Here is a 25367-nt window from a genome sequence, read left to right as displayed (position 1 = left end):
CTCCGCCCGGAAGTACAGGAGGCCCCGGTGTCGGCGCGTTGCTCCAGCCAGGCCCCCGCGACGCCGCGGGCGGTCCCCCGAACTGGGGCGGGGGACCGACTCCCGGGGGCGTTTCGACGGCAGGACGACCACCGGGACCGCCCGCCCAGGGCGGAGGTCCGGGGCTGCGTCCTGCGCCGGAAAAGCCGGCCCATGCGGGCGGGCCACCGCCGGGCGGGCCGTTGGAGACGTGGCGGAAAAGCGTTGAGGAGAGCGCGGAATGGACCGAGCGCAGCGGCGAAGGTCCTCCTCCGATGAGCGAGGAGATGACCCTGGATGGGCTCGGAATGGACACCATGCCAATTGCTCCGGGAACGGATTGCTGCGACGCCGCCCCCCGTCGCGCATGTTGCTGTAACGCTACCCGTGCGGGCGCTCCGTGAAAGCTGGGGCTGACCCTAGGTCCTTCCGCAAAAAAAAAACGGGAAATCCGAAGATTTCCCGTGAATCGGCCGGAGCCGTAGGACCATGTTGTGGCCGGGAAAGGTTAACCCGGCATTAAACTTAATTCAATACGTTAGGACTTGCATACAAAGCTGTTGATTTATATCAATTTTCTGTGTTCAGAGCTTCGCGCTTCAGCGTGCGGCGCTGTTCTCGTGACAGACCCCAGTCGTTGTTGAACAGCGCCGGTTCCCAGCCGCCGTAGGTGGGATTGGGCAACATCCACCAGCGTTCTCCGAACCAGCCGCCGCGCTCGGCCACGGTGGCGTCACGCGCCTGGCTGGTGTTGACGGGCAGGTGGGCGAAGTCGGTGAGCTGGTCGCCGAACTGCATCAGGACCCGATGGCTGCGGCCCACCAGCTGGCGTCGGCACAGCTTGCCGCTGCGGCTTCCCGGCTGCTCGCAGTCCGCCACTTCCATGCCCAGGCCCAGGAAGACATTGTCGTGTGCTACCGGCAGGCCCAGGGCGCGCAGGTTGGCCAGGGTGGCGTCCTTCAACCGGTGCTCGCGGTTGGTCACGTAATACAGGGTCACGCCGCGCTCGCTGGCGGCGCGGGCGAACTCCAGCACGCCCGGCACCGGGGTAGCGCGCTGTTCTGCAACCCACTCGGCCCAGGTGTCGTCGTCGTACTCCAGCCCATCACGGACCAGCCGGGCCTGGTAGATGGAGTTGTCCAGCACGGTTTCGTCGATGTCCAGGATCACCGCAGGCGGCAGGCCGTGCCATCCGTCCGGGTTGTCGCGTTCGGCTGGAACCAGTGCATCCCACTGCGGATCGGCCAGGGCGGCATCCAGCTGGTTGATCGCGCCCCGGTAGAGCGAAAGCAGGGTGGTTTCAAATTCCTGCGAGCGCTGGACCCACAGCACGGCGTTGAGGTTGTCGTCGGCCGATGCGGTGGTGGCCGGTGCCGGCGCGGCGGGCACGCTGGCGCAGCCGGTCATGACCAGCGCCAGCAGCGGCGCCAGCAAAAGGGTCTGGGACGGACGTTGCTGCTGCATCGCGGGCTCCGGGTCAGGATGGGCCGCCGAGTGTACCCAAGGTGCCCGGCGGCGGGGCTCAGTCGTTGAGCAGGGCCTGGATCGCGGCGAAGCCGGCATCAGCCCGCTCCTGCTTGCGTGCGGCGTCGGCCACCGGGTCGGCGCCATCGCGCTGCAGCTCCTCGGGCGGCAGTTCATCCAGGAAGCGGCTCGGCTCCAGGCGCAGCTTGCTGCCCCACTTCTGCACTTCGCGCGGGTAGGACAGCCACAGCCGCTCCTTGGCCCGGGTGATGCCTACGTAGAGCAGACGGCGCTCTTCATCCAGACTGCCTTCGTCGATGCTGGCTTCGTGGGGCAGGGTGCCATCGCTGACCCCGATCACGAACACGCAGCGGAACTCCAGCCCCTTGGCCGCGTGCATGCTCATCAGCCGCACCTGGTTGCCCCCATCGTCGCGATCGGCGTGGGTCAGCAGGGCCAGCTGTGCGGCAAGCTCGGCGGCACCGGCGCCGCGGTTCTGGCGGCCCGGGCCGGCCTCGAACCAGTCGGCCAGCTCGTCCAGGTTGCCGCGGCGGATGCTGAACTGGGATTCGGTCTGGCACTGGGCGCGCAGCGCCGCCAGCAACCCGGAGCGTTCGCTGAGGCTGCGGACCAGATCGGCCGGCGGCAGCCGCGAGGCGTCGGCGCGCAGCCTGCCCAGGATGCTGGCGAACCCACCCAATGCGCTGCCTGCACGGGCAGGCAGCTGCTTGAGCACGCTGATCGATTCGATCGCCCGCGCCATGGGCATGCCGGCGTTGCGGGCCAACTCGGCCAGCCGCGCCAGGGTGGTGGCACCCACCTCGCGACGCGGCGACTGCACCGCGCGCAGGAAGGCGGAGTCGTCGTCAGGGTTGGCCACCAGCCGCAGCCATGAGAGCGCATCCTTGACCTCGGCCCGTTCCAGGAACGCGGTGCCGCCGGACAGGTGGTAGGGCACGCGGATCAGCTGCAGTGCCTTTTCCAGCGCCCGCGACTGGTAGTTGCTGCGGAACAGAATGCAGAAATCACTCCACGGGATCTGCTGCGAGTTGTGCAGGAAGTCGATCTCGGCAGCCACCCGTTCCGCCTCGTGGGCGGCGTCGCGGCACTCCCAGATCCGGATCCGCTCGCCATCCGGACGGTCGCTCCACAGGGTCTTGAGATGCTCGTGCGGATTGTTGGCAATCAACGCGTTGGCGGACCGCAGCACGCGGTTGGAGCAGCGGTAGTTCTGCTCCAGCTTGATGACTTTGAGGTCTGGATAGTCGCTGCCCAGCTGCGACAGGTTTTCCGGGTTGGCGCCGCGCCAGGCGTAGATGCTCTGGTCGTCATCGCCCACGCAGGTGAAGTTGCCCGCAGGACCGGCCACCGCCTTGAGCAACCGGTATTGGGCGTCGTTGGTGTCCTGACATTCGTCCACCAGCAGGTAGCCGATGCGTTCGCGCCAGCCCAGCCGCGCGTCTTCGTCATTCTCCAGGATCTGTACGGGCAGACGGATCAGGTCATCGAAATCCACCGCGTTGAAGGTTTCCAGCCGCGCCTGGTAGCGCGCGTACAGCGCTGCCGCTTCGTGCTCGCGATTGGTGCGGGCAGCCGCGGCGGCTTCCTTCGGCGACAGGCAGGCGTTTTTGGCCCGCGACACCAGCTGCTGCATGGACTGCACGACGTCGGACTTGGCGCCGGGAAGCAGGTCGCGGAACTGGCCCAGGCAATCATCCATATCGAACACCGAGAACCCGCGCCGCAGCCCGACACGCTCATGCTCGATCTGCAGCATCCGCAGTCCCAGCGCATGGAACGTGCACACGGTCAGCCCTTCCGCGCCATCGCCGCGGATCCGCTGCGCCACGCGCTCGCGCATTTCCTTGGCCGACTTGTTGGTGAAGGTGATCGCAGCGATGCGCCGGGCGGGGTAGCGGCCGGAGCTGATCAGCTGGGCGATCTTTTCCACGATCACCCGGGTCTTGCCGCTGCCGGCACCCGCCAGCACCAGCAGCGGGCCGTCGGAGTAGGCAACGGCGGCGGATTGTTGGGGATTGAGCATTGCAGGAAAGCTGTGGAATCGGCCGCGCGGACGGGCCGCAAGTCTACAGGGTGCGACCTTTCCGGCTGCTGCGCCGTATTGTCCTGCACGGACATGGCAACCAGGGAGGAGCGCCGTATGAACAAAGCATGGGGAGTCGGGCTGGCGGTATTGTTTGCGTCAAGCCAGATGCCGGTGGCAGCGGGACAGGGGCTGGAGCGGGGAATTGATCTGGACATGCTGACCGAAGGCTTTCTCGGGGGCCATCCGGATATTCGCTGGCAGCGTGAGGCCGCTTACCGGACCGCTGGCCAGGTCGGGCGTTGGCGGGCTCAATCTGTCCACCCCGAACGCGATGACAGTCAGTGGAGAGGAGTATTACGCTGACCGTTATTGGGTACCCGAGCAGTACTGGCAGATGCGTGAACTCTCCTGGAACGCGCCTGACCGATCTGGACACGTGGATGTCGGAGCGATCAATCCCTTGCGAGAGGAAGACGACTGATCCGCCAATGCGCGGCTTGGGCAGCGTCAAACATTCAAGGAGAGTTTTCATGAGGAAGGCAATTCTGGCCGGGATGGTCGGCGTGGTGTTATTGGGCTCCGCGTCCGCCTCAGCGCAGGACGCGTTGGACGAGCATGTGGTAATGCAATCGGAGGCGTTCCTGACCGCGCATCCGGATCTCAACAACCGGCGCAGGGGCATGGCGGCCTATGAAGTGGGCCGGTACAAGGAAGCGCTGACATTCTTCCGTGGCGCCGCCCGCTATGCCGACAAGCCGTCGCAGGCCATGGTGGGCGAGATGCTGTGGAAGGGCGAAGGCACGAGCCGGGATCCCGCGCTCGCCTATGCGTGGATGGACCTGGCCGCGGAGCGTGGTTATCCCGGGTTTACTGTCATCCGCGAGCGGCTCTGGGCCGGGCTGGACGATGCGCAGCGCGAGGACGCGCTGGTGCGGGGCGAGCAGGTCTATGCCGAATACGGAGATGCGGTATCCAGGCCACGCATTGACCAGGTGCTGCGCCGCGAACGCAGGAGGACCACTGGAAGCCGAACCGGCTTCGTAGGCTTTCTGGAGATCCGGATCCCGGGTCCCGGGGGCATCGTCCAGTCAATCGATGGCAACCGCTTCTACGACCCGAAGTATTGGGAGCCGGAGCAATATCACGCCTGGCAGGATGCGGTCTGGACCCAGCTGCCGGCGGGACGCGTGGACATCGGTGACGTGGAGCCACTGCGCCGTGACGATGCTCCGGAGAACGACGACTGACGACAGGGGTGGGCGCACGCGCCGGGGGATTAAACTCCCCCCATGGCCAAGCTCTACTTCTACTACTCGGCGATGAATGCCGGAAAGACGACCACGCTGCTGCAGTCGGCGCATAACTACCGTGAGCGCGGCATGCGCACGCTCATCCTCACCCCGGCGCTGGACGATCGCGCCGGCAGCGGGCGGGTGGCCTCGCGGATCGGGCTGCAGGCCGAGGGCGTGGCGTTTGCCGCCACTGATGACCTGCAGGCGCTGGTGCAGCGCGACATCGCCGCCAACGGAATCCTGCACTGCGTGCTGGTGGACGAGGCACAGTTCCTGGCCCGCAGCCAGGTCTGGCAGCTGAGCGAGGTGGCCGATGCGCTGGGCATCCCGGTGCTGTGTTACGGCCTGCGCACGGATTTTCGCGGGGAGCTGTTTGAAGGCAGCCAGTACCTGCTGGCCTGGGCCGACGAGCTGGTTGAGATCAAGACCATCTGCCACAGCGGCAGCAAGGCGACGATGACGGTCCGGGTGGATGAGGCCGGTTTTGCGGTGCAGGCCGGCCCGCAGCTGGAGATCGGCGGCAATGGCCGGTATGTGTCGGTCAGCCGGGCGGAGTTCAAGAAGATCATGCAGGGCCAAGGCCGGATCGAACCGCTGCAGCCGGATCTTCCACTGGGCTGACCACTCCCGGCGTCTTCAGTCAGGGCGCCACGCCGGTTGGAGCCGTCACGGCGGCGCGTTCGCAGGTCTGTCGCAGGTCGCGGATCTGGCCGGCGATCGCCCCGCCTTCAGGCAGGGCCGCATGGACGGTGCCGTCCAGGTTGCGCAGTGCCTGGCGAGCCTGGGCGGCCGTTGGGGCATCCGCTCCGCAGCTGTTGGCGGCCAGATGGCCGCGGGCGAGCCAGGCTACTGCGCGCGCCGGGCCGCGGTCAGGGAGTTCTGCCAGCTGTTCGAGCCGCTGCGATGCGTCGGGGTCCCCCTGACGCTGCTCGAACACCGCCTGGGACAGTTCGATCCCCAGGATGGTCGGGTGACCCGGGCTTTCATCGCGTCGGGCGGCCTGTAAGGCACGACTGTATGCGTCACGGGCCTCTGCGGGCCGGTCCAGCGCGGCCAGGGTCTCGGCGAGCAGGCGCAGAGCGCGCGCCGACCCGGCAGGAGGCTCCAGGTCCGATCCGTTGGAGACGGCTTGCAAGGCCTGCTCCAGATTGGCCAGGGCCTCGCGGTGGCGGCGGTCGCGGTTGAGGATCATGGCCCGGTCGGCCAGGGCGGCGACCAGGCGGGGCGTATCAGGCTGGGCCTTCCAGATCGGCACGGCCTCGTCCAACTGCTCCAGCGCCGTTGCCCGCTGACCCTGCTGCCATGCGGTCAGCGCCAGCGCATGATGGGCCGCGGCTACTTCCGGATGGGCCGCCCCCAGGCGGGAGCGCAGCTGGGCCAGCACTTCCGCCTGGAGTGCCGCGGCCTCGGCGTGGCGGCCCAGCACCGCCAGCAGGGCGGCATGGTCACGCTGGGCGTCGATGGTGGTGCGATGCTGCGGGCCATGCAGCCCGGCCGACAGTGTTGCCGCCCGGGCGCAGGCACCCAGCGCCGCCTGCTGCTGGCCCGAATTCCAACGCTGGAAGCAGAGCTCGCGCAATATCCGGATGGTCATGGGGTGGCGATCGCCGACCGTGTCCTGCAGCTGCGCCAATGCTGCCACCAGCCCCGTCAGTGCTTCCTGCGGGCGGCCCGCATCGGCCTCCAGCCCGGCCAGGTCGGCCATGTTCTCGGCGATCCCGGGGCTGCCGGCCAGGCGGTCGCGGCGCAGCGACAGCGAGCGCCGGAACAGCGCGTTGGCGTGCTCGCTCTCACCCAGATCGCGATGGCAGCGACCGAGCTGGGAATAGAAACCGCTGGCCTGCCGCGGCAGCCGTCGTTCCTCGCGACGGACCAGGGGCTGCAGTGGACGCATGTGCTCGATGCATTCGGCCGGCTGCCGGGTCGCGCGCAACGCCCGGCCCAGGTCGGTGGCCGCTTCCAGCCGGAGCCCTGCCGGCGCGCTGTCCACGGTTGCCAACAATCCGGCCTGGCGGCGCAGCAATTCCAGCGCCTGGGGGTGGTCGCCCAGGCCCAGCCGCAGCCTGGCGATCACGCCCAGCAGTCCGGCGCGTGCCACCGGCTGTCGGGCCAGCTCCACTTCACCCCGCTCCACGCCGGCCTCGAGCAGCTGGCGCACATCCAGCGGAGCGCCCTCCGGACCGTCGCCAGCATCCTGGAACAGGCTGATGACAAAGTTCTGCATGGCCTGCGCGCGGCCCGCATCCAACAGTGACTGGCGCGATTGCCAGGCCACCAGCCCCAGTGCCGCGGACAGCGCCACCACCCCAAGCAGGGTGGTGGCCAATGGCCAGCGGTGGCGGCGCATGAACTTGCCTACCCGGTAGCCCAGCCGCTGTGGGCGGGCCAGGACCGGACGACCTTCCATGTAGCGCTGCAGGTCCAGGGCCATCGCTTCGACCGAGGCGTAGCGGTGCTCGTAGCGCTTGGACAGTGCCTTGAGGACGATGTTGTCCAGATCGCCGGCTACCACGCGCGCACGCCGGTGCAGGGACTGGGCCGCCTCCGGCTCGGCATCGGCCCGACGCAGCAGGGCCTGTGAGGGTCGGATGGGATCGCTGGCCAGGATCGCCTCTTCCCACTGCGCGTCACTGGGCCGCTTGGGCACGTAGGGCTTGGTCCCGGCCAGCAGCTCGTACAGCACCACGCCGAGTGAATACACGTCCGTCAGGGTGGACACCGGTTCGCCGCGGATCTGTTCGGGTGCGGCGTAGTGCAGGGTGAAGGTGCGCGCGCCGGTGCGGGTCTGCTCCGGGGTGTCAGCGCTGTCGAGCAGCTTGGCAATGCCGAAATCGAGCAGGCGCACCTCGTCCAGCGGCGTGACCAGGATGTTGGACGGCTTGAGGTCGCGGTGGACGATCAGGTTGGCGTGGGCATGGCTGACCGCGTCACATACCTGCAGGAACAGCTGCACCAGCGGACGCACTTCCAGGCCACGGCGTGTGCACCAGTCGCTGATCGGCTCGCCGTCCACATAGTCCAGCGCCAGGTAGGGCTGGTTGTCGGCGCTGATGCCGGCATCCAGCAGGCGGGCGATGTGGGCATGTTCAAGCCGGGCCAGGATCTCCCGCTCCCGGGTGAAGCGCAGGCGCAGGCCGGGGTCGGCCAGGCCGGGACGCAGCAGCTTCAGCGCCACCCGGCGCTGGTACAGGCCATCGGAGCGGCTGGCCAGCCACACCTGACCCATGCCGCCTTCTCCCAACAGGCGTTCGAGCCGGTAGGGCCCAACCTCGAGGCCGGGCCGCATGCCGGGCAAAGGCGCCACCAGGGGGGTGTGGAGGAAGCCTTCCCGGCCCTGCTCCAGGGCGAGCAGTTGTTCCAGCTCGTCCGCCAGACCGGGGTCGTCTTCACGCAATGAAGCAAGGCTGGACTGGCGTGCGGCCGGCTCCAGCTCCAGCAGCGCGTCCAGCAGCGGAGACAGCTTGAGCCAGCTTTCGGCGTCCATGGCCGATCAGCCGCGGCGGCGGCTGGGGGCCCCCGTCACGGGTTCAGTCGGCCGGGTCATCCTGCAGCGCCGCCAACAGGTACAGCCGCGCCTTCTGCCAGTCGCGCCGCACGCTGCGCTCGGAACGCTCCATCAGGCTGGCGATTTCCAGCTCGGACAGCCCGGCGAAATAACGCAGTTCCACCACGCGGGCGAGGCGTTGGTCGGCAGCGGCCAGGCTGTTGAGGGCGGCGTCCAGTGCCAGCATGTCCTCGTCCAGGTGCAGACCGCCGGGGAGATCCTCGGGCAGGTCGGTGACCCGGTGCATGTCGCCGCCGCGCTTGCGGGCCATGCGCTGGCGCGCGTAGTCCACCACCACGCTGCGCATGGCCGAAGCGGCGTAGGCAAAGAAGTGGGTGCGATCCTCGAAGCGGGCGGTGCGCCCGCCGACAAGCTTCAGGTACGCCTCGTGGACCAGTGCGGTCGCGTCCAGGGTCTGTCCATACTGGCCCGCCAGCTGTCGCCGTGCCATGGAGTGAAGCTCCTGGTACAAGGTGGAAAGCACCCGATCAAGCGCGCCGCGATCCCCGTCCCGAGCGGCGTCCAGCCATTGGGTGATGTCTCCGCTATCCGCCATCAAGTTCCCCCTCGGTGATGGGGTCACTATATACCTTATATATGAGGGCGCGCGGCGGCGCTCAGCGTTGGCAGTGGCCGCACCACACCGAGCTGCGCTGGCCGATCAGGGCCTGCTTGAGTGGCCGTCCGCAGCGTTGGCAGGGCTGGCCGCCACGGCCGTAGGTGGACAGCTCTTGTTCGAAATAGCCGGGGGCTCCGTCCGGGGTGAGGAAGTCGCGCAGGGTGGTGCCGCCGCGCTCGATCGCGGCCAGCAGGATCTGCTTCACCGCTGCGGCCAGGGCCTCGTAGCGCTCGCGCGAGATGCGTCCGGCCGATCGGAGCGGGGAGATGCCGGCCATGAACAGGGCTTCGGCGGCATAGATATTGCCCACGCCAACCACGGTTTTCTGGTCCATCAGGAAGGTCTTGACCGCCGCCCGCCGCCCGCGTGAGCGCGACCACAGCCAGGCGCCGCTGAAGTCTTCCGACAGGGGCTCGGGGCCCAACGCTTGCAGCAGCGGGTGCTGCTCGCCGGGGGGCTGCCAGAGCAGGCAGCCGAAGCGGCGCGGATCGTTGAAGCGCATGGCCCGGCCGCTGTCCAGTACCAGGTCGAAATGATCGTGCGCGCGTACCGGAGTGGCCGCGTCGATCACCCGCAGGCTGCCGGACATGCCCAGGTGCATCAGCGCGCTGCCGGCTTCAGTTTCCAGCAGCAGGTATTTGGCCCGCCGTCGCACCCCGCCCACGCGCTGTCCGGGCAGCAGAGCCTGGATCTCGGGCGGTATCGGCCAACGCAGGTCGGGCCTGCGCAGGATGACCTGGCGGATGGTGCGCCCGGTCAGGTGTGGCGCCAGGCCGCGGCGGGTGGTTTCAACTTCGGGAAGTTCAGGCATCCGCCCAAGGTGGCGGCGAAGGCGCGGGTGCACAAGGGCCGGGGTACGCAAGGGCCGGCGCTGAATGCGCCCCCTGCAGGAGCCCGGCAAGGATGGCAATCGCGGACAGCACCCTCCATCATGACCAGTCTTCCCCGCCGTTACGGTAATGCTCTCCCCATGTCCGCGCTCCTGCTCGATTTCCTTGCCGGGGGCCTGCTGCAGTTCGGTTTCTGGCAGCTTGTCCTCGTACTCCTGGTTGCCACCCAGCTGACGATCCTTGCGGTCACCCTGTATCTGCACCGCAGCCAGGCCCATCGGGGGGTGGATTTCCATCCGGTCATCGCCCACTTCTTCCGCTTCTGGACGTGGCTGACCACGTCGATGATCACCCGCGAGTGGGTGGCCATCCATCGCAAGCACCACGCCAAGTGCGAGACCGAAGAGGATCCGCACAGCCCCATGCACAAGGGCATCGGCAACGTGTTCTGGCGCGGCGTGGAGCTGTACCGGGAAGCACGCCGCCAGCGCGCGGACATGGAGCAGTACGGCAAGGGCACGCCCGACGACTGGATCGAGCGCCGGCTGTACACACCCTGGGCCACCATGGGGCCGGTGGTGCTGCTGGTGATCCAGTTCACCCTGTTCGGCTTTGCCGGGGTGGCGATCTGGGCGATCCAGATGGCCTGGATCCCGTTCTGGGCGGCCGGCGTGGTCAACGGCCTGGGCCACTGGTGGGGCTATCGAAATTTTGAAACCAACGACACCGCCACCAACCTGACGCCCTGGGCGGTGTGGATCGGTGGCGAAGAGCTGCACAACAACCACCACGCGTTTCCCAGCTCGGCCAAGTTCGCGCTGCGCCGCTGGGAGCTGGATATCGGCTGGCTGGTGATCCGCGGACTGGAGAAGCTGCGCCTGGCCAAGGTGCTGCGGGTGGCGCCATCGCTGGATGTGCGCCCCAACATCAACGTGCCCGATACCGACACCATGCGGGCGCTGCTGGCGCTCCGCTTCCAGGCCATGACTGATTACCAGCGCAAGGTACTCAAGCCGGCGCTGCGTGAGGAAGCGCGGTTGGCCGGCGAGAAGCTGCGCGCGCTGCTGCCGCGCAAGCTGCGTAAGGGTTTGGTGGACGACGGCCGCTGGCTTCAGCCGGAGGCGCGCGAGCAGCTGCAGCGCTGGGTGGAAGAGCGCCCGCAGATCCACACCCTGATCGAATACCGCGCGCGCCTGCGCGCCGTGCTGGAAGCCCGCAGCCATGACGCCTCCGAGCGCTTGGCCCAGCTGCAGGCCTGGTGCAGGGAAGCCGAAGAAAGCGGCAATCGCCTGCTGCACGATTATGCGCAGCGGCTCAAGGGCTATTCACTGCAGAACGCGCGGACGTGAGTCCGCACGCCGCAGGCCCCCGCTGCCAACCGCCCGCGCGGCGATCGGCGTTGGGACCTGTGGCGCTCGCAATCTCACTGGTGCTCATACTGGTGCTGGTGCCAGGGTGGGCATCGGCGCAGGTGCAGGCCACCGCTGAGTATCTTGAGCGGATGGACACCGATGGCGATGGCCGGGTCTCCCTGGACGAGTACCTGGCCTGGATGACCTATGCCTTCCAGCGCATGGACCGCAATGGCGACGGCGTGCTCAGCACTGATGAGCTGCCCGGCGGGCGGGGCCAGGCGTTGACCCTGGCCGAGCACCGCGCCCGCCTGACAGACCGCTTCAACCGCCAGGATGCCAACCGGGACGGGTTCCTGGACGCGCGCGAACTGGCCGCTCCGCCGCGCTGAGCCCGGTCTTCCCCGGCATGCAGGCTGGGGGCCGGTGTTATACCAAGGTCGTCTGTGCCCGCCTCCGGGCCCTCACTACATTCGGCGATGTACCCGTCACCATCGGTCCCGCAGGCGCCAGCCAGCGGGCGGTCGGGACACGGGGCATCCATGAATGGAGGGAGTGGAGATGCAGAACGACGAGATGGTCCGTCGGGTGGTGGAGCACCCGAAATACCAGGAGCTGGTACACAAGCGCACCCGGGTGAGCCTGATATTTTTCGCGGTGATGATCGTGATCTATGCAGGCTTCATCGTCACCTTGGCGTACCTGCCGGAACTGTTTTCACGACCCATCGGGCCGGGCTTCACCATGAGTATCGGCGTGTTGACGGCCACCATCGTGGCGGTCAGCGCAGTGGTGATGATCGCCGCCTATGTGCGTTTTTCGAACAAGTACTTCGATCCGCTGCTTGAAGCCGTGCTGAGGGATGTGACATGAGCCGCCTTGTCCTTGCTGCGGCTGCAGCCCTGCTCCCGGTACCGGCATTGGCCGCGGCCCCCGGACAGGCCAACAATTCCGCCATCGTCATGTTCCTGGTGTTCATCGCGGCCACGATGGGCATCACCTGGTGGGCCGCACGGCGCACCAAGACCACGTCGGACTTCTACACCGCCGGTGGCGGCATCACCGGCTTCCAGAACGGACTGGCGATTGCCGGCGACTACCTGTCGGCGGCGTCGTTCCTGGGTATCGCCGGCATGGTCTATGTCAGCGGCTTCGACGGCATGATCTACGCCATCGGGTTCCTGTTCGGCTGGCCGGTGGTGATGTTCCTCATCGCCGAGCGGCTGCGTAACCTGGGCCGCTACAACTTCGCCGACGTGACCTCGTTCCGGCTCGGGCAAACGAAGATGCGGGTGCTGGCTTCCAGCGCGTCGCTGCTCATCATCGCCTTGTACCTGATTGCCCAGATGGTGGGCGCGGGCAAGCTGATCGTGCTGCTGTTCGGCCTGCAGTACAACATCGCGGTGGTCATCGTTGGCGCGCTGATGATGGTCTACGTGGGTTTTGGAGGCATGACCGCCACGACCTGGGTGCAGATCATCAAGGCGGTATTGATGCTGTTCGGCGCCTCGCTGCTGGCGTTCCTGGTGCTGGGCGCGTTCAACTTCAACCCGGATACGATGCTGGCCGAAGCAGTGGCCGTGCACCCGACCGGTGCGTCGATCATGCAGCCGGGCTCGCAGGTCAGTGGCAATCCGCTCAACGCGCTCTCGTTGGGCCTCGCCCTGGCGTTCGGCACGGCGGGCCTGCCGCACATCCTGATGCGCTTTTTCACCGTGGCCAACGCCAAGGAGGCGCGCAAGTCGGTGATCTATGCGAGCACGTTCATCGGGTACTTCTACCTGCTGACCTTCATCATCGGCTTTGGCGCGATCGCCATCCTGGTGCGCAATCCGGAGTTCTTTGAAGTCGCGTCAAATGGCAGTTTCAACATGATCGACGGGCTGATTGGCGGCACCAACATGGTGGCGGTGCACCTGGCCAACGCGATGGGTGGCAGCCTGCTGCTGGGCTTCCTGGCCGCGGTGACCTTCGCCACGATCGTGGCGGTGGTGGCGGGCCTGGCGCTGGCCGGTGCGGCGGCGATCTCGCATGACCTGTATGCCAACGTGTTTGCCCGCGGCCGGGCGACGGAGAAGCAGCAGCTGCGGATCTCGCGCATCTCAACCGTGACCCTGGGCGTGGTGGCGATTCTGCTGGGCATCGTGTTCGAGAACCAGAACGTGGCCTTCATGGTCGGGCTGGCATTCGCGGTCGCGGCCAGCGCCAACTTCCCGGTGCTGGTGCTGTCGATCTCGTGGCGCGGGTGCACCACCCGCGGCGCGACGATCGGCGGCTTCACGGGACTGATCGTAGCCACGCTGTGGGTGGTGCTGAGCCAGACGGTGTGGGTGGACGTGTTCGGCTTCGCCAGCCCGGTGGTGCCGTTCCCGAACCCGGGCATCGTGTCCATCCCGCTGGCCTTCATCGCCATCTGGCTGTTCTCGGTGACTGACCGCAGCAAGGCGGCGGAGCAAGAGCGTCACGCGTTCGAGGCGCTGACGGTGCGCAGCCAGACCGGCATTGGTGCCACTTCGGCGTCTGACCACTGATCCGGCGGTACCGGGCCGCCCTGTGCGGCCCGGTACCATGGTGGTTCCACCGCTGAGGGAGTAATTCCATGTACAAGCACATCCTGATTGCCACGGACGGATCGGAACTGGCCACCAAGGGGCTTGAGCAGGGGCTCAGGCTGGCCGTGGCTACTGGCGCCGAGGCGACCATCGTGACGGTGACCGAGCCCTGGCAGTCGGTTGACGCCGGCCAGCTGTGGGGCGGGTCGGTGAGCATGCTCGACGAGTACCGGGCGCATAGCCGCGAGGCGGCCTCGAAGATCCTGGCGACGGCGGGTGATCGAGCGAGTGCGCTGGGCGTGACGCACAAGACGCATTACGTGGCGGACGCGTATCCGGCCGAGGCGATCCTTGAGGTTGCGAAGGAGCGGGGTGCGGATCTGATCGTGATGGCGACGCACGGGCGTCGTGGTCTCAACCGGTTGCTGCTAGGCAGCCAGGCCAATGCGGTGATCACCCACAGCACGCTGCCGGTGCTGGTGGTGCGCTGAGGGCGGTTCCGCTGCGGCGACAACTCTGGACCCGCGATCGGACGGTTTCGATTGCGGGTTTTTTTGTGCGGGAGGGCTTGGCTTCGATCCATGTTGCGGTGAGCTGACGGGCCCCGTCGCGGCCGCGAGGCCTTTGCGCTCATGTCCCCCGGCCTCCGCCTGCGGCGGATGCCTCCTCCTTTACTTCCCGCAAAGGCCTCCCAGCCACGACGGGGCTCGGCTTGCGGAGGGGGGTTATCAGGTACCTGGGGGGTGGCTGGCGCTGCTGCTGTGGGTGCTACGCGCTGAATGTCAGGACATTCGCTATCGAGGCGCTCTCCTGTAGGAGCGCGCCATGCGCGCGAAGCCGCGTGAACCCAGCCACCACAAAAAAGGGCCCGCTTGTGCGGGCCCTTTGGGATCAGTTGCGGCGGACTCAGAACGAGTAGCGCGCCGTGGTGTGCAGGCGGAGCAGTTCGCCGTCGACGCCGGATTCGAGCGTGCGCTCGCCCCAGATGGCTTCGACGCCGAAGTCCAGCTTGGGCACCGGCGACCAGATCAGGTTTGCGTGGGTGGAGTGCACCCGGCGGGTGACGCCGAAGCCGGTCAGGTCGGTGCTGTTGTCCCACTGCGAGCGGGCGTAGAACAGGTTGCCGCGCAGGGTGGGGTTGAACACGTGGCGAAGGCCCACGTAGGCGGCCCAGCCGCCCAGGGCGTCGATGTTGCCGGCCGCATCGGCCATGGCGTCCTGCTGGATCGTGGCCAGGCCAACGTAGCGGCCGAAGCCTTCGCCGCCGGTGGCCTGGTAGCGGATGTCGGTGCGCTCGCCCAGCTTCACCAGGCCGCTGATGCTGGCGGCGAAGCCGGTCGCGGAATCGGAGCTGCCAGCGATCGGTTCGTACTTGAGCTGGCGCACCATGCCGGCCATGCCGAAGTGCCCCCAGTCGGCCTTGTGGGTGTAGCGCGCAATCAGGTCCGGCACGCTGTTGTCGCCGGTGATCACCCGCGGCGCGCCGCCGAACGGTTGCACGGTTGTTTCCGGGTTTTCCAGCGAGACGGTGAGCGGGCCGTGGGTGTAGCGGATCTGCGGCTGGCGGACGAACACCACCGCGTCGGTCGGACCGATGAAGTCGACCGCGTCGATCAGGGCGCCGGTGTCCATGAAGTTCGACCAGGTCTGGCCTACCAGCAGGTTGTTCCAGGTCACGTAGGCGTGGCGGACGATGGCGCCATAGGTGTTGGTGGCCGCGGTGTTGCCCAATGAGCCGCCGAAGAAGTCCATCTCGAAGCGTGCGCCGAGCTTGTCGCCGGTGTCGAGCTCGGTGCTGGCGTCGAACCACAGCCGCGAGAACTTGGCGGTGCTGTCCATGTATACGTCCGCACCTTCGCCACCCACAGGGATCACGCCGGGTACGTAGAAATCGCGGCCGGCGGTGCCTTTGGCGATCTCGCCGTCGGTGGTCTTGGTGGCCATGGCGTCCAGGCGCACCATGCCGCCTACGGTGAAGCGGGTGCCGGGATTGGCCTGCGGGGTGATGGTGGTGGTCTGGATCGGCTGGGCGCCAGCCGGGACGGCGGGCGCCGCTGCAGGAGCCGGCGCGGGCGCCTGGGCGGTACCTTCCACGGTGGTGTCCCGCTGCTCAAGCAGCTGCTGGACGACCCGCTCCAGCTCGGCAACGCGCGCTTCCAGTTCCTGTTCGCGCGGGCTCTGGGCCAGTGCCAGGCCGGGGGCAAGCAGGGCCAGCAGGACTGCGGCGGCCAGGGGCCGGCGAAGTGCCGGTATGGGGCCGGCCGGTACGGTGCCGGCGGTGCCGGCGCGGTGTGATCCAGACATGTTTCTCTCCATGGAGTCGGTTCCGAGACGCAGCGCGGGGCATGGCAACGGACGACCCGCTGACCTGTGCTCCCGAGCGTATTCCCAATTGGTTGTATTGCAGCATATGGATAGACCAAGGTCTAAGCCTGCCCGGTAACGGATGCGGCACACTGGAGTCGGGACCACAGTTTCGGGAGGAACACCGCATGACCACGCCCCAGGACATCTATCCGGTACCGGCCGATTTTGCCGCCAAAGCGCGCATCGGCAAGGAAGAATACGAGCGGCTCTACCAGGAATCATTGCGTGATCCGGACGCCTTCTGGGGCCGGGCCGCAGAGCGTCTGGAGTGGATGAAGAAGCCCACCCGGATCAAGGACACCAGCTTCGCGCTGGACGACTTCCGGATCCGCTGGTTCGACGATGGCGAGCTCAATGTCAGCGTCAACTGCCTGGACCGCCACCTGGCCGAGCGCGGGGACAAGACCGCGATCGTGTTCGAGCCGGACTCGCCAGACACCCCGGCGCAGAACATCACCTACCGCGACCTGCACGAGCGCGTGTGCAAGCTGGCCAACGCGCTGCGCTCGCTGGGGGTGAAGAAGGGTGACCGGGTCACCATTTACCTGCCGATGATCCCCGAGGCCGCAGTCGCGATGCTGGCCTGTGCGCGCATCGGTGCCATCCATATGGTGGTGTTCGGGGGCTTTGCGCCCAACTCCATCGCCGACCGGGTCGGCAACTGCGGCGCCAAGCTGATCATCACCGCCGATGAGGGCCTGCGCGGCAGCCGCAAGGTGCCGCTGAAGGCCAACGTCGATGCGGCCCTGAAACTGCCCGGCACCGAAACGGTGGAAACCGTGCTGGTGGTGCGCCACACCGGCGGTGCGGTGGACATGCAGATGCCGCGCGACCGCTGGTACGACGCGGTGGTCGACAGCCAGCCGGCCGAATGCGAGCCCGAGCGCATGAACGCCGAGGACCCGCTGTTCATCCTCTACACCTCCGGCAGCACCGGCAAGCCCAAGGGCGTGCTGCACACCACCGGCGGGTATCTGGTCTACGCGGCCTACACCCACGAGCTGGTGTTCGACATCCAGGACGACGACGTCTTCTGGTGCACGGCCGACGTGGGCTGGGTCACCGGGCACAGCTACATCGTCTACGGACCACTGGCCAATGGCGCCACCAGCCTGGTGTTCGAGGGCGTGCCCAACTACCCGGACTACTCGCGCTTCTGGCAGGTGGTGGACAAGCACCAGGTCACCATCTTCTACACCGCCCCAACCGCAATCCGCGCGCTGATGCGCGAGGGCGAGGAGCCGGTGAAGGCCACCTCGCGCAAGTCGCTGCGGCTGCTGGGCACGGTGGGCGAGCCGATCAATCCCGAGGCGTGGCGCTGGTACTTCGATGTGGTTGGCGACGGTCGCTGTCCGATCGTGGACACCTGGTGGCAGACCGAGAACGGCGGCATCCTCATTTCTCCGCTGCCCGGTGCCTTCGATCTCAAGCCCGGTTCGGCCACCTTCCCCTTCTTCGGCGTACAGCCGGCGCTGGTGGACGCCAACGGCGAGCTGATCGAGGGCGAAGGCGAGGGCAACCTGGTGATCACCGATGCCTGGCCGGGAATGATGCGCACGCTCTACGGTGACGACGAGCGCTTCATCGACACCTACTTCAAGACCTATCCCGGGGCCTACTTCACCGGTGACGGCTGCCGCCGCGATGCCGACGGCTACTACTGGATCACCGGCCGGGTGGATGACGTGATCAACGTGTCCGGCCACCGCATCGGCACCGCCGAGGTGGAGAGTGCGCTGGTGGGGCATGAGAAAGTGGCCGAGGCGGCGGTGGTTGGCTTCCCGCACGACATCAAGGGCCAGGGCATCTATGCCTACGTGACCCTGATCGGCGATGAAGAGGGCACCGAGGAGCTGCGCAAAGAGCTGATCGCGCATGTGCGCAAGGAGATCGGTCCGATCGCGATGATCGATCACCTGCAGTGGGCGCACGCCCTGCCCAAGACCCGCTCGGGCAAGATCATGCGCCGGATCCTGCGCAAGATCGCCGAGAACGCTCCCGAGCAGCTGGGTGATACCAGCACCCTGGCCGACCCATCGGTAGTCGAAGCCCTGGTCAACGACCGCCGCCAGGCCTGAGCCGTTGCCAGTCGTGCGGCCCGTACTCCAGACAGGAGACGGGCCGCCGTGACGCCTGTGGCGTCATGGTGCACACTCGGACTCCGTTCAGCTGAGCTGCCGCAGCCGATGCCGACCCTGCTGATCGCAGACGATCACCCCCTGTTCCGGGAAGCCCTGCGGGGCGCCATCGCGCGGGTCCTGCCACAGGCGACCCTGCGTGAGGCCGAAGATGCCGACGGGCTGTTCCGGCTGATCGAGGCCGAGCCTGATGCCGATCTCCTGCTGCTGGATCTGAACATGCCGGGCGCGCACGGGTTCAGCGTGCTGGTGTATCTGCGCGCGCACTATCCGGAATTGCCGGTGGTGGTGGTGTCCGCCCGGGAAGAGCCGGCGGTGATGCGGCGCGCGCTGGATCACGGCGCGGCGGGTTTCATTCCCAAGTCGGTGGATGCCCAGACGCTGGGTCAAGCATTGCAGCAGGTGCTTGATGGCGAGCGCTGGGCGCCGGAAGCCGCCGCCGCGGCTCCTGCCGCGGACGAGGTCGAACAGGACGTCGCGGCCAGGGTGAGGGAGCTCACGCCGCAGCAGTTCCGGGTGTTGCAGATGCTCGCCACCGGCCTGCTCAACAAGCAGATCGCCTGGGAGCTGGGCGTGTCCGAAGCCACCATCAAGGCGCACATGAGCGCGATCCTGCGCAAACTGGGCGCCACCAACCGCACCCAGGCGGTGCTGATCGCCGGCCGGCTGGCGCTGGATCCGGACGGCGTGGCGGAAGGCGACGACGCCTTTTCCTGACGCCGTCGGCAGTGCTTCAGCCGTCGCCGGTCATCAGCCGGAGAAGTGTTGCCACAGGGCCAGCAGCGCCCAGCCGCCACCGGCGATCAGGAAGGTGAAGTACACCACCGTCACCACCGTGCCCAGGTGGCCGAGCAGGATCGCCACGCCGTCGCGCTGGATCATCCCGACCGCATAGAACAGCAGCGCGATGCCCGGCAGGGTGTTGCTGAACGGGATGAACCCGAACGGCATCATCAGCAGGATTGCGGCAAAGATGAAGGCCAGGCTGTTGATGATGTCCATCGCCCGGCCTTCGGCCAGCCCCGGCATCCGGTGCCGGCGGCTGATCCGCTCCATCCGATGCACCCAGGTCATCCCGCGGCCCAGCATCTCGCGCACCCGCTCGGCAGGCAGCTCGCGGTTGCGCAGCCTGGCCGGCAGCCACAGCGGCCGGTCCAGCAGCCGGCTGACTCCGATCAGCAGGATCGCGGCGCCAAAGACCGTGCTCACGCCGGGGATCGAGACCGGGATCAGGAACACCAGGGTCAGCAACGCGGCCAGCAGCAGCAGGCCCTGGGTGCCGACGTGGTCGAGCATCTGGCCCAGGGTGAGCGAGTCGCCGTCCAGGCCGGCGATGACACCTTCCAGCCGGTCGCCAAGGGTGGAGCGGTAAGTGGAGTCAGTCATTCCAGAGAGCCGGCGTGGTGCCGGTCCGGGGATGGACCGGGCGCTGCCGGAAAGATTGCGGGCGGGCCAGTGTAAACACTATTGTCGGCTGGCTGAGAGGAACGCCCGCAGCGAGGCCGGCTTCACCGGTTTGGTGAGCACGCGGTAGCCGCGCTGGCGGGCGGCCTGCTTGAGCCGGTCGCTGCCGTCAGCCGTGACCAGCGCGCCGGGCGCCTGGATGCCGGCGGCGCGAAGGGCATCCAGCGTGCCCAGCCCGTCCAGGCGGTCGTGCAGGTGGTAATCCACCAGCAGTACCTGTGGATCTTCGCCAGCCAGCGCCAGCGCCTGGTCGACGGTGGCTGCCAGCAAAGGCTCGACGCCCCAGCGTTCAAGCAGGGCGCGCATCCCGGCGAGAATCTCCGGATCGTTGTCCACGCACAGCACCCGCATGCCTTCCAGGCCGTCATCCACCTGCGGCGGCGGCAGGGGTTGTTCACCACCAGCGGGGGCCCGCGGCACCATGATCGAGAACATACTGCCGTGGCCGACTTCAGAGCGCGCATCCAGGCGGTGGTCGAGCAGCAGCGAGATACGCTGGCAGATCGAAAGGCCCAGGCCCATGCCGCGCTCATCCCAGTCGAAGGGTTGTTCGAAACGCTGGAATTCGTCGTAGATCTGGCGCATGTGGTGTTCCGGAATCCCGGGCCCGGTGTCCCAGACCTGCAGCGCCACCTCGTTGCCCTGCGGGCGCACGGCCACCAGCACCCGGCCCTGGCGGGTGTAGCGCAGCGCATTGACCAGGAAATTCTGGATCACCCGGCGCAGCAGGCGGCGGTCGCTGCGCACCCACAGGGCTGGCGCATGCGCGCGCAATTCCAGCCCACGCGCCCCGGCCATTGGTGCGTGCTGGGCCACCAGCTCACGCACCAGGGCGCCGGCGTCGAACCTGGACCATTCCGGCCGCAGTGCGCCCGCGTCCAGGCGCGACACGTCAAGCAGGCCGTCGAGCAGTTCCTCGGCGGCGCGCAGGGATGAATCCACCCGCTCGGCCAGGCGCAGCTGTTCCGGTGGATCATCGGTTTCGCGCATGGCCGAGGTGAACAGCCGCGCTGCGTTCAGCGGCTGCAGCACGTCGTGGCTGAGCGCAGCCAGGAATCGGGTACGCGAGTGCTGCGCCATCTCCGCCTCGCGGGTGCGTTCGGTCACCCGCTGCTCCAGGGTCTCGTTGATCTCGCGCAGCGCCCGCTCCACCCGCTTGTACTCGGTCACGTCGCTGTAGCTGGTCACGTAGCCGCCGCCGGGCAGGGCCTGGCCGCGCACGTCGGTGACCACGCCCTTGCCGATGGTGCGCTCGGAGACATGCGGCGATCCGGCCTGCATGTAGACGATGCGCTTGTCGATCTCGGCCTGGATGCCCGCTTCGTCCAGCTCGCCGAGCTCGCCGCGCTCGGCGTTGTAGCGGATCAGGTCGCCAACGGGGCGGCCGAGGTAGAGCATCCCGTCGGGATAGTCGAACAGTTCCTGGTAGCGCCGGTTCCAGGCCACCAGGCGCATGTCACGGTCGACCACGCTGACGCCCGGGTCGATGTTCTCCAGCGTGCTGGAGAGGATCTCGCGGTTGAAGCGCAGCTCCTGGCCGGCCTCGTCCAGCACCGCCATCACCTCGGGCAGCTCCATGCCCGAGCCGCGCAGGGTGCTGGTGATCACCAGCCGGGCAGAGGCGGCGCCGATGGCTGCTGCCAGCAGGCGCTCGGTGAACTGCACCCAGCCGCGGTCGGCCAACGTTCCCGGGGCAAGCTCCCGGCCTTGGCTGGCCGCGTAATCATCGAATGCACGCTGCGCGGCACGCGCGCCCACCACCCGGCGCGCGAGCGCCTGCAGGTCGGCGATGGGCGCGCCGCGCCAGTCATCGGCGCCCAGCACCCGGCGCTCGGCATAGGGGTCCAGGAAGGGTGCCGCACGCAGCCGCTCGTCCAGCCCGGGACGCCAGCGCGCCGACACCAGCAGCAGGGCGCCGATGTTGAGCAGCAGGGCCCAGAACGTGCCGTGGGTGAGCGGGTCCCAACCCTCGACCCCGAACAGCTGCCGCGGCCGCAGCCAGCCAATGCCGAACGGGCCGTGCTCTACCCAGGCCGGATTCAGCCAGCCGGCGTCGGTAAGGGTGGGCAGCAACAGGGTGTACACCCACACGCCGAACCCGATCAGCAGCCCCGCCTCGACGCCCTGGCGGCTGGCACCACGCCAGTACAGCCCGCCGATCAGCGCCGGCGCAAACTGTGCCACTGCCGCGAACGCCATCAACCCATACGCCGCCAGCGTCGTGTCGGTACCACTGGCCAGGTAATAGCCATAGGCGAACAGCGCAAAGCACAGGATCGCGATCCGCCGCACCCACAGCACCGTGGAAGCCACGTCGCCGCCCTGGCGCTGGGCCCAGCGACTGCGCAACAGCAGTGGCATCACCAGGTCGTTGCTGGCCATGATCGCCAGCGCCACGCTGGCCACGATCACCATGCCGGTGGCGGCGGAAAACCCGCCCACGTAGGCGAACAGGGCCAGCGCGTTCTGGCCCTCGGCCTGCGGCAGCGCCAGTACGAAGGTGTCGGCCAGGGCAGTGCCGCCACCGAACAGCGCCATGCCGGCGGCCGCGATCGGCAGCACCATCAGGCAGATCACCACCAGGTAGCCGCCGAACAGCCAGCGCGCCTTGCGGATGTCGCCGGCGTCGACGCATTCCACTACCGCCACGTGGAACTGGCGCGGCAGGCACACCAGTGCGGTGAACGCGAGCAGGGTCTGGGCAACCACGCCGGTGGCCGGTGTATTGGCGAGCAGCTCACCGGTCGCCGCGGTCAGATCCAGGTTGTTGCGGCTGAACCAGAACACCGAGAACACCCCTACCGCCACCAGCGCCACGAGCTTGACCAGCGACTCCAGCGCGATCGCCAACATCATGCCGGGGCGGTGCTCGGTGGCATCCACCTGGCGGGTGCCGAACAGGATCGCGAACAGCGCCATCAGCAGGGCCACGTAGAGGGCCGGGTCACTGAAGGTGCCCCTGGGCATGCGATCGCCGCCTAGCACCTGCAAGCTCAGCGCCACCGCCTTGTACTGCAGCGCCAGATACGGCACCGCGGCAATCAGTGCTACCAATGCCACCATCGCGGCCAGCCGCTGCGAGCGGCCATAGCGGGCGGCCAGGAAGTCGGCGATCGACACCGTGTTCTGCGATTGCGCGATCAGCGCCAGCCGCTCGAGGATGCGCCAGCCGAAGATCAGCAGCAGCAGCGGGCCCAGATAGATGGGCAGATAGCCCAGGCCGTTGCGGGCTGCGGTGCCGACCGCGCCGTAGAACGTCCACGACGAGCAGTACACCGCCAGGGCCAGGCTGTAGACCACCGGGCGCAGCGCCGGGCGCTGGGTGAAGCCGGGGTTGCGGTCACCCCACCATGCCACGCCGAACAGCAGCGCGGCGTAGCCGAGCGACACCAGCAGCAGCACCCAGTTCGACAATTCCCGCCCTCCGCGCGAACGCGGCCCAGTGTACGCCGCCCCGTGCCGGACAGTGCCGGCGCAGCAGGGTTACGGGAGCAGGCCTACAGGAACGAATCCGCCAACCGGGCAATGGCTTCCAGGCTGCGCTTGAAGTGCGGCCGCTGCTGCCACTGCTCCAGTGACAGATGCACTGCATCGTCCAGGTAACCGGCTTCGATCTCCCGCATCCGCGCCACCACGCGCTGGTCGTAGCAGATCAGGCCGATCTCGGCGTTCAGGGCGAACGAGCGGATGTCGAGGTTGAGCGAGCCGACCATGGCGATCTCCTCATCCACGCTCATATGCTTGGCATGCAGGAAGTTCGGCCGATAGAGTGAGATCTGCACCCCGCATGCAAGCAGCTCCTCGTAGCAGGCCTCCTGGGCCAGGTTGGCCAACGGCTTGTTGTTGCTGGCCGAAAGGATCAGCTGCACCTCCACTCCCGACAGCGCCGCGACGCGCAGCGCGTTCATGGTGCTGTCGTCGGGCACGAAGTATGGGGTGGTGATGACCAGCCGGCGCTGGGCCAGGTGGATCAGGGTTTCAACGGTGTCGCGGGCGTTGGGAAAGGGAAAAGCCGGGCCGCTGGGCAGCAGCTGCAGGGCCATGTCCTCGTCCTGCAAAGGCCGCGTCGGCGAGACCTCCAGCAACTCGCCCGTCTCCAGATACCAGTCAACCGCGAACATGGCTTCCACATGGGCCACCGCCGGCCCGCGGATGTGTGCCACCAGCTCCCGGTTGGGGTGGCCGGGAACGAATTCCGCGGCGGCCAGGTTCTGTGATCCGACAAAGGCCACGTCGTCGTCGATCACCGCCAGCTTGCGGTGGTTACGCAGGTCCATCCTTCCGCTGCGCCGCCAGCGCAGGCCGCCGGGCAGCATGTCGTGCACTTCCACCCCGGCCGCACGCAGCCTGCGGGCATAGGCGCGCAGGCCCTGCTTGGCCCCGATGGCATCCAGCAGCAGGCGGCAGTGCACTCCGCGGCCCGCGGCGCGGATCAGGGCCTGGACGACGGCCTCGCCAACGGCGTCATCGTGCATGAGGTAGTAGAGAAGGTGGGCACGCGTACTGGCGCCATCGATGGCTTCGATCAGGGCCTGGAGCGAGCCGTCGTAGTCATCAAGCAGTTCCACCGAGTTGCCGCGCACCGGCATGAACCCTCCCAGTCGCTCGACCAACGGGACGATCTCGCTGTCGGCGGCGGTGCCGGGAGGGGTCCAGCGCAGGGCGGCCTGCGGGGCCTGGCCTTCGCGGATGGCTTCGGAGGCTTCGGCCTGGCGGCGTACCCGTTCGCGCGAGAGCCAGGGGTGGCCGAACAGCAGGTACAGGGGCAGGCCGACCAGCGGCAGGAAGCCGACCAGCAGCAGCCAGCTGCGCGCGGCGGCGGGCGTGGTCCGGGTGGGGATCCAGAACAGGGCGGCGATGCGGATCAGCCAGTCGATGGCCAGCAGCCACAGGCCGATGTGGGAGTCATGTTCGAGCATGGGCCTGATTCTGGATGCAGGGGGGTGAACCTGCCATCGCAGGGCTGATGAGTCGCGGAAGCGTGGGGTGCCGATGCCCTTGATGGCGAATGTCCCCCGGCGATGGCCTGCGGCCACCGCCTCCTCCTTGATTTCGCCCTCAAGGGCATCGGCACCCCGCGCTGTGACTTCGCGGTTGCCTGAGGAGCAAAGCCTGGGCTTTGGCAGGATGCGTGGGGCGGGGCCATCAGCCGGCGCGGAGATCGCTCGAAGGAGGCGCTTTGGCTCGCACCCGCCCTGCCAGCAGCGCGCAAAACTGAACAGGCGCGCGGGTTTGGGAATCCTTGCTCGAAGGGTGTTGACGTTCTTCAATTCGGCGCTAGAATGTGCGGCTCGCTCCCCGGACGGTCACCGACTGAATGGGAAGCGGAACGGAAAAAGTCACCCTCACGAGGTGTTGACAGAAACCAAATCCGCGCTATCATGTGCGGCTCCCCTCGAGAAGTTGCGAGGGGTCGGGATCGAGGCGCTGAGGCCTGTTCCCGGGTTCTTTGACAGTGTGCGCAGGTGACTTGTGCGGGCGTCTGGCAGGTGGGTGACCATCCACAAAATGCAGACGTTCGTAACAAGAGCAACAACGATTCAAATGCATGCAAATGCAAGCGAGTAATTGGGGCTCAGGTAACGACGACTGCACTCAAGACTTAAGGGCTTCGGCCCTGCAAGACTTAAGTGAAGAGTTTGATCCTGGCTCAGAGTGAACGCTGGCGGCAGGCCTAACA

The 25367-nt window shown here is 67.5% G+C and carries 19 protein-coding genes; 10 read left to right on the top strand and 9 right to left on the bottom strand.

The features are described from left to right. Positions 1–588 precede the first annotated feature (588 nt). Complete coding sequence (locus ACW7G3_RS03800; protein ID WP_456981178.1) at positions 589–1482, bottom strand: 5'-nucleotidase, lipoprotein e(P4) family; 894 nt, start codon at positions 1480–1482, stop codon at positions 589–591. Between the two features lie 58 nt (positions 1483–1540). Further along, positions 1541–3526 carry a UvrD-helicase domain-containing protein gene (locus ACW7G3_RS03795; RefSeq protein ID WP_456981177.1) on the bottom strand — a complete coding sequence of 662 codons (1986 nt, stop codon included), beginning with the start codon at positions 3524–3526 and terminating at the stop codon, positions 1541–1543. A gap of 117 nt (positions 3527–3643) precedes the next feature. On the opposite strand from ACW7G3_RS03795, the gene ACW7G3_RS03790 reads away from it, so the two are divergent. From ACW7G3_RS03790 to ACW7G3_RS03780, 3 genes are all read left to right on the top strand, one after another. Next, the gene (locus ACW7G3_RS03790) at positions 3644–3892 is read left to right on the top strand and encodes a hypothetical protein (protein WP_456981176.1); all 249 of its coding nucleotides are present in this window, start codon (positions 3644–3646) and stop codon (positions 3890–3892) included. 167 nt (positions 3893–4059) lie between these two features. Next, the gene (locus tag ACW7G3_RS03785) at positions 4060–4776 is read left to right on the top strand and encodes a hypothetical protein (protein ID WP_456981174.1); all 717 of its coding nucleotides are present in this window, start codon (positions 4060–4062) and stop codon (positions 4774–4776) included. A gap of 42 nt (positions 4777–4818) precedes the next feature. Then, a complete protein-coding gene (locus ACW7G3_RS03780) occupies positions 4819–5442 on the top strand; it encodes a thymidine kinase (protein ID WP_456981173.1) in 624 nt (207 codons plus the stop codon). A gap of 19 nt (positions 5443–5461) precedes the next feature. Here the strand turns inward: ACW7G3_RS03780 and ACW7G3_RS03775 are convergent, their stop codons facing one another. The 3 genes from ACW7G3_RS03775 to mutM all read right to left on the bottom strand — a co-directional run bounded on the left by ACW7G3_RS03775 (position 5462) and on the right by mutM (position 9795). Continuing rightward, entirely contained in the window at positions 5462–8305 is a 2844-nt protein-coding gene (locus ACW7G3_RS03775) for a protein kinase domain-containing protein (protein ID WP_456981172.1), read from the bottom strand. A gap of 43 nt (positions 8306–8348) precedes the next feature. After that, entirely contained in the window at positions 8349–8921 is a 573-nt protein-coding gene (locus ACW7G3_RS03770; RefSeq protein WP_456975862.1) for an ECF-type sigma factor, read from the bottom strand. A 61-nt stretch (positions 8922–8982) separates the two neighbouring features. Beyond that, a complete protein-coding gene (gene mutM / locus ACW7G3_RS03765; protein ID WP_456981171.1) occupies positions 8983–9795 on the bottom strand; it encodes a bifunctional DNA-formamidopyrimidine glycosylase/DNA-(apurinic or apyrimidinic site) lyase in 813 nt (270 codons plus the stop codon). Positions 9796–9954: 159 nt separating this feature from the next. Here mutM and ACW7G3_RS03760 point away from each other — a divergent pair, with 159 nt between their 5' ends. From ACW7G3_RS03760 to ACW7G3_RS03740, 5 genes are all read left to right on the top strand, one after another. Continuing rightward, on the top strand, positions 9955–11163 hold the full coding sequence (locus ACW7G3_RS03760; RefSeq protein ID WP_456975866.1) for a DesA family fatty acid desaturase: 1209 nt from the start codon (positions 9955–9957) through the stop codon (positions 11161–11163). A gap of 71 nt (positions 11164–11234) precedes the next feature. Further along, positions 11235–11558 (top strand): EF-hand domain-containing protein, encoded by a 324-nt coding sequence (locus tag ACW7G3_RS03755; RefSeq protein WP_456981822.1) that lies wholly within the window; start codon positions 11235–11237, stop codon positions 11556–11558. Positions 11559–11727: 169 nt separating this feature from the next. Then, complete coding sequence (locus tag ACW7G3_RS03750) at positions 11728–12039, top strand: DUF485 domain-containing protein (RefSeq protein ID WP_456975870.1); 312 nt, start codon at positions 11728–11730, stop codon at positions 12037–12039. Beyond that, positions 12036–13697, top strand: coding sequence for a cation/acetate symporter ActP (gene actP / locus ACW7G3_RS03745; RefSeq protein WP_456981170.1), 1662 nt, complete (start codon positions 12036–12038; stop codon positions 13695–13697). Before ACW7G3_RS03750 ends, actP begins: the two co-directional genes overlap by 4 nt. A gap of 68 nt (positions 13698–13765) precedes the next feature. After that, positions 13766–14209 carry a universal stress protein gene (locus ACW7G3_RS03740; protein ID WP_456981168.1) on the top strand — a complete coding sequence of 148 codons (444 nt, stop codon included), beginning with the start codon at positions 13766–13768 and terminating at the stop codon, positions 14207–14209. Between the two features lie 415 nt (positions 14210–14624). Here ACW7G3_RS03740 and ACW7G3_RS03735 read toward each other — a convergent pair whose 3' ends face one another. Beyond that, positions 14625–16022: a DcaP family trimeric outer membrane transporter gene (locus tag ACW7G3_RS03735; protein ID WP_456981166.1), complete on the bottom strand. Its 1398-nt coding sequence runs from the start codon at positions 16020–16022 to the stop codon at positions 14625–14627. A 188-nt stretch (positions 16023–16210) separates the two neighbouring features. On the opposite strand from ACW7G3_RS03735, the gene acs reads away from it, so the two are divergent. Then, positions 16211–18163, top strand: coding sequence for an acetate--CoA ligase (acs, locus tag ACW7G3_RS03730; protein WP_456981165.1), 1953 nt, complete (start codon positions 16211–16213; stop codon positions 18161–18163). Positions 18164–18271: 108 nt separating this feature from the next. Continuing rightward, the gene (locus tag ACW7G3_RS03725; RefSeq protein ID WP_456975879.1) at positions 18272–18940 is read left to right on the top strand and encodes a response regulator; all 669 of its coding nucleotides are present in this window, start codon (positions 18272–18274) and stop codon (positions 18938–18940) included. 33 nt (positions 18941–18973) lie between these two features. Here the strand turns inward: ACW7G3_RS03725 and ACW7G3_RS03720 are convergent, their stop codons facing one another. The 3 genes from ACW7G3_RS03720 to cls form a co-directional block, all read right to left on the bottom strand. Continuing rightward, positions 18974–19609, bottom strand: coding sequence for an exopolysaccharide biosynthesis protein (locus tag ACW7G3_RS03720; protein WP_456975881.1), 636 nt, complete (start codon positions 19607–19609; stop codon positions 18974–18976). A gap of 78 nt (positions 19610–19687) precedes the next feature. Then, positions 19688–23101, bottom strand: coding sequence for a hybrid sensor histidine kinase/response regulator (locus tag ACW7G3_RS03715; RefSeq protein WP_456975883.1), 3414 nt, complete (start codon positions 23099–23101; stop codon positions 19688–19690). 83 nt (positions 23102–23184) lie between these two features. Then, positions 23185–24606, bottom strand: coding sequence for a cardiolipin synthase (cls, locus tag ACW7G3_RS03710; RefSeq protein WP_456981163.1), 1422 nt, complete (start codon positions 24604–24606; stop codon positions 23185–23187). Positions 24607–25367 lie beyond the last annotated feature (761 nt).

Source organism: Luteimonas sp. A478 (assembly GCF_054052025.1).
This window is presented reverse-complemented; position numbering and strand designations above follow the sequence as displayed.

Excerpts from the sequence above, each read along its gene's own strand:
- ACW7G3_RS03780 (WP_456981173.1), top strand. The coding sequence starts at position 4,819 with ATGGCCAAGCTCTACTTCTACTACTCGGCGATGAATGCCGGAAAGACG.
- actP (WP_456981170.1), top strand. The coding sequence starts at position 12,036 with ATGAGCCGCCTTGTCCTTGCTGCGGCTGCAGCCCTGCTCCCGGTACCG.
- ACW7G3_RS03775 (WP_456981172.1), bottom strand. The coding sequence starts at position 8,305 with ATGGACGCCGAAAGCTGGCTCAAGCTGTCTCCGCTGCTGGACGCGCTG.
- ACW7G3_RS03800 (WP_456981178.1), bottom strand. The coding sequence starts at position 1,482 with ATGCAGCAGCAACGTCCGTCCCAGACCCTTTTGCTGGCGCCGCTGCTG.
- ACW7G3_RS03790 (WP_456981176.1), top strand. The coding sequence starts at position 3,644 with ATGAACAAAGCATGGGGAGTCGGGCTGGCGGTATTGTTTGCGTCAAGC.
- ACW7G3_RS03750 (WP_456975870.1), top strand. The coding sequence starts at position 11,728 with ATGCAGAACGACGAGATGGTCCGTCGGGTGGTGGAGCACCCGAAATAC.
- ACW7G3_RS03725 (WP_456975879.1), top strand. The coding sequence starts at position 18,272 with ATGCCGACCCTGCTGATCGCAGACGATCACCCCCTGTTCCGGGAAGCC.
- acs (WP_456981165.1), top strand. The coding sequence starts at position 16,211 with ATGACCACGCCCCAGGACATCTATCCGGTACCGGCCGATTTTGCCGCC.
- ACW7G3_RS03770 (WP_456975862.1), bottom strand. The coding sequence starts at position 8,921 with ATGGCGGATAGCGGAGACATCACCCAATGGCTGGACGCCGCTCGGGAC.
- ACW7G3_RS03720 (WP_456975881.1), bottom strand. The coding sequence starts at position 19,609 with ATGACTGACTCCACTTACCGCTCCACCCTTGGCGACCGGCTGGAAGGT.
- cls (WP_456981163.1), bottom strand. The coding sequence starts at position 24,606 with ATGCTCGAACATGACTCCCACATCGGCCTGTGGCTGCTGGCCATCGAC.
- ACW7G3_RS03740 (WP_456981168.1), top strand. The coding sequence starts at position 13,766 with ATGTACAAGCACATCCTGATTGCCACGGACGGATCGGAACTGGCCACC.
- mutM (WP_456981171.1), bottom strand. The coding sequence starts at position 9,795 with ATGCCTGAACTTCCCGAAGTTGAAACCACCCGCCGCGGCCTGGCGCCA.
- ACW7G3_RS03795 (WP_456981177.1), bottom strand. The coding sequence starts at position 3,526 with ATGCTCAATCCCCAACAATCCGCCGCCGTTGCCTACTCCGACGGCCCG.
- ACW7G3_RS03785 (WP_456981174.1), top strand. The coding sequence starts at position 4,060 with ATGAGGAAGGCAATTCTGGCCGGGATGGTCGGCGTGGTGTTATTGGGC.
- ACW7G3_RS03735 (WP_456981166.1), bottom strand. The coding sequence starts at position 16,022 with ATGTCTGGATCACACCGCGCCGGCACCGCCGGCACCGTACCGGCCGGC.
- ACW7G3_RS03760 (WP_456975866.1), top strand. The coding sequence starts at position 9,955 with ATGTCCGCGCTCCTGCTCGATTTCCTTGCCGGGGGCCTGCTGCAGTTC.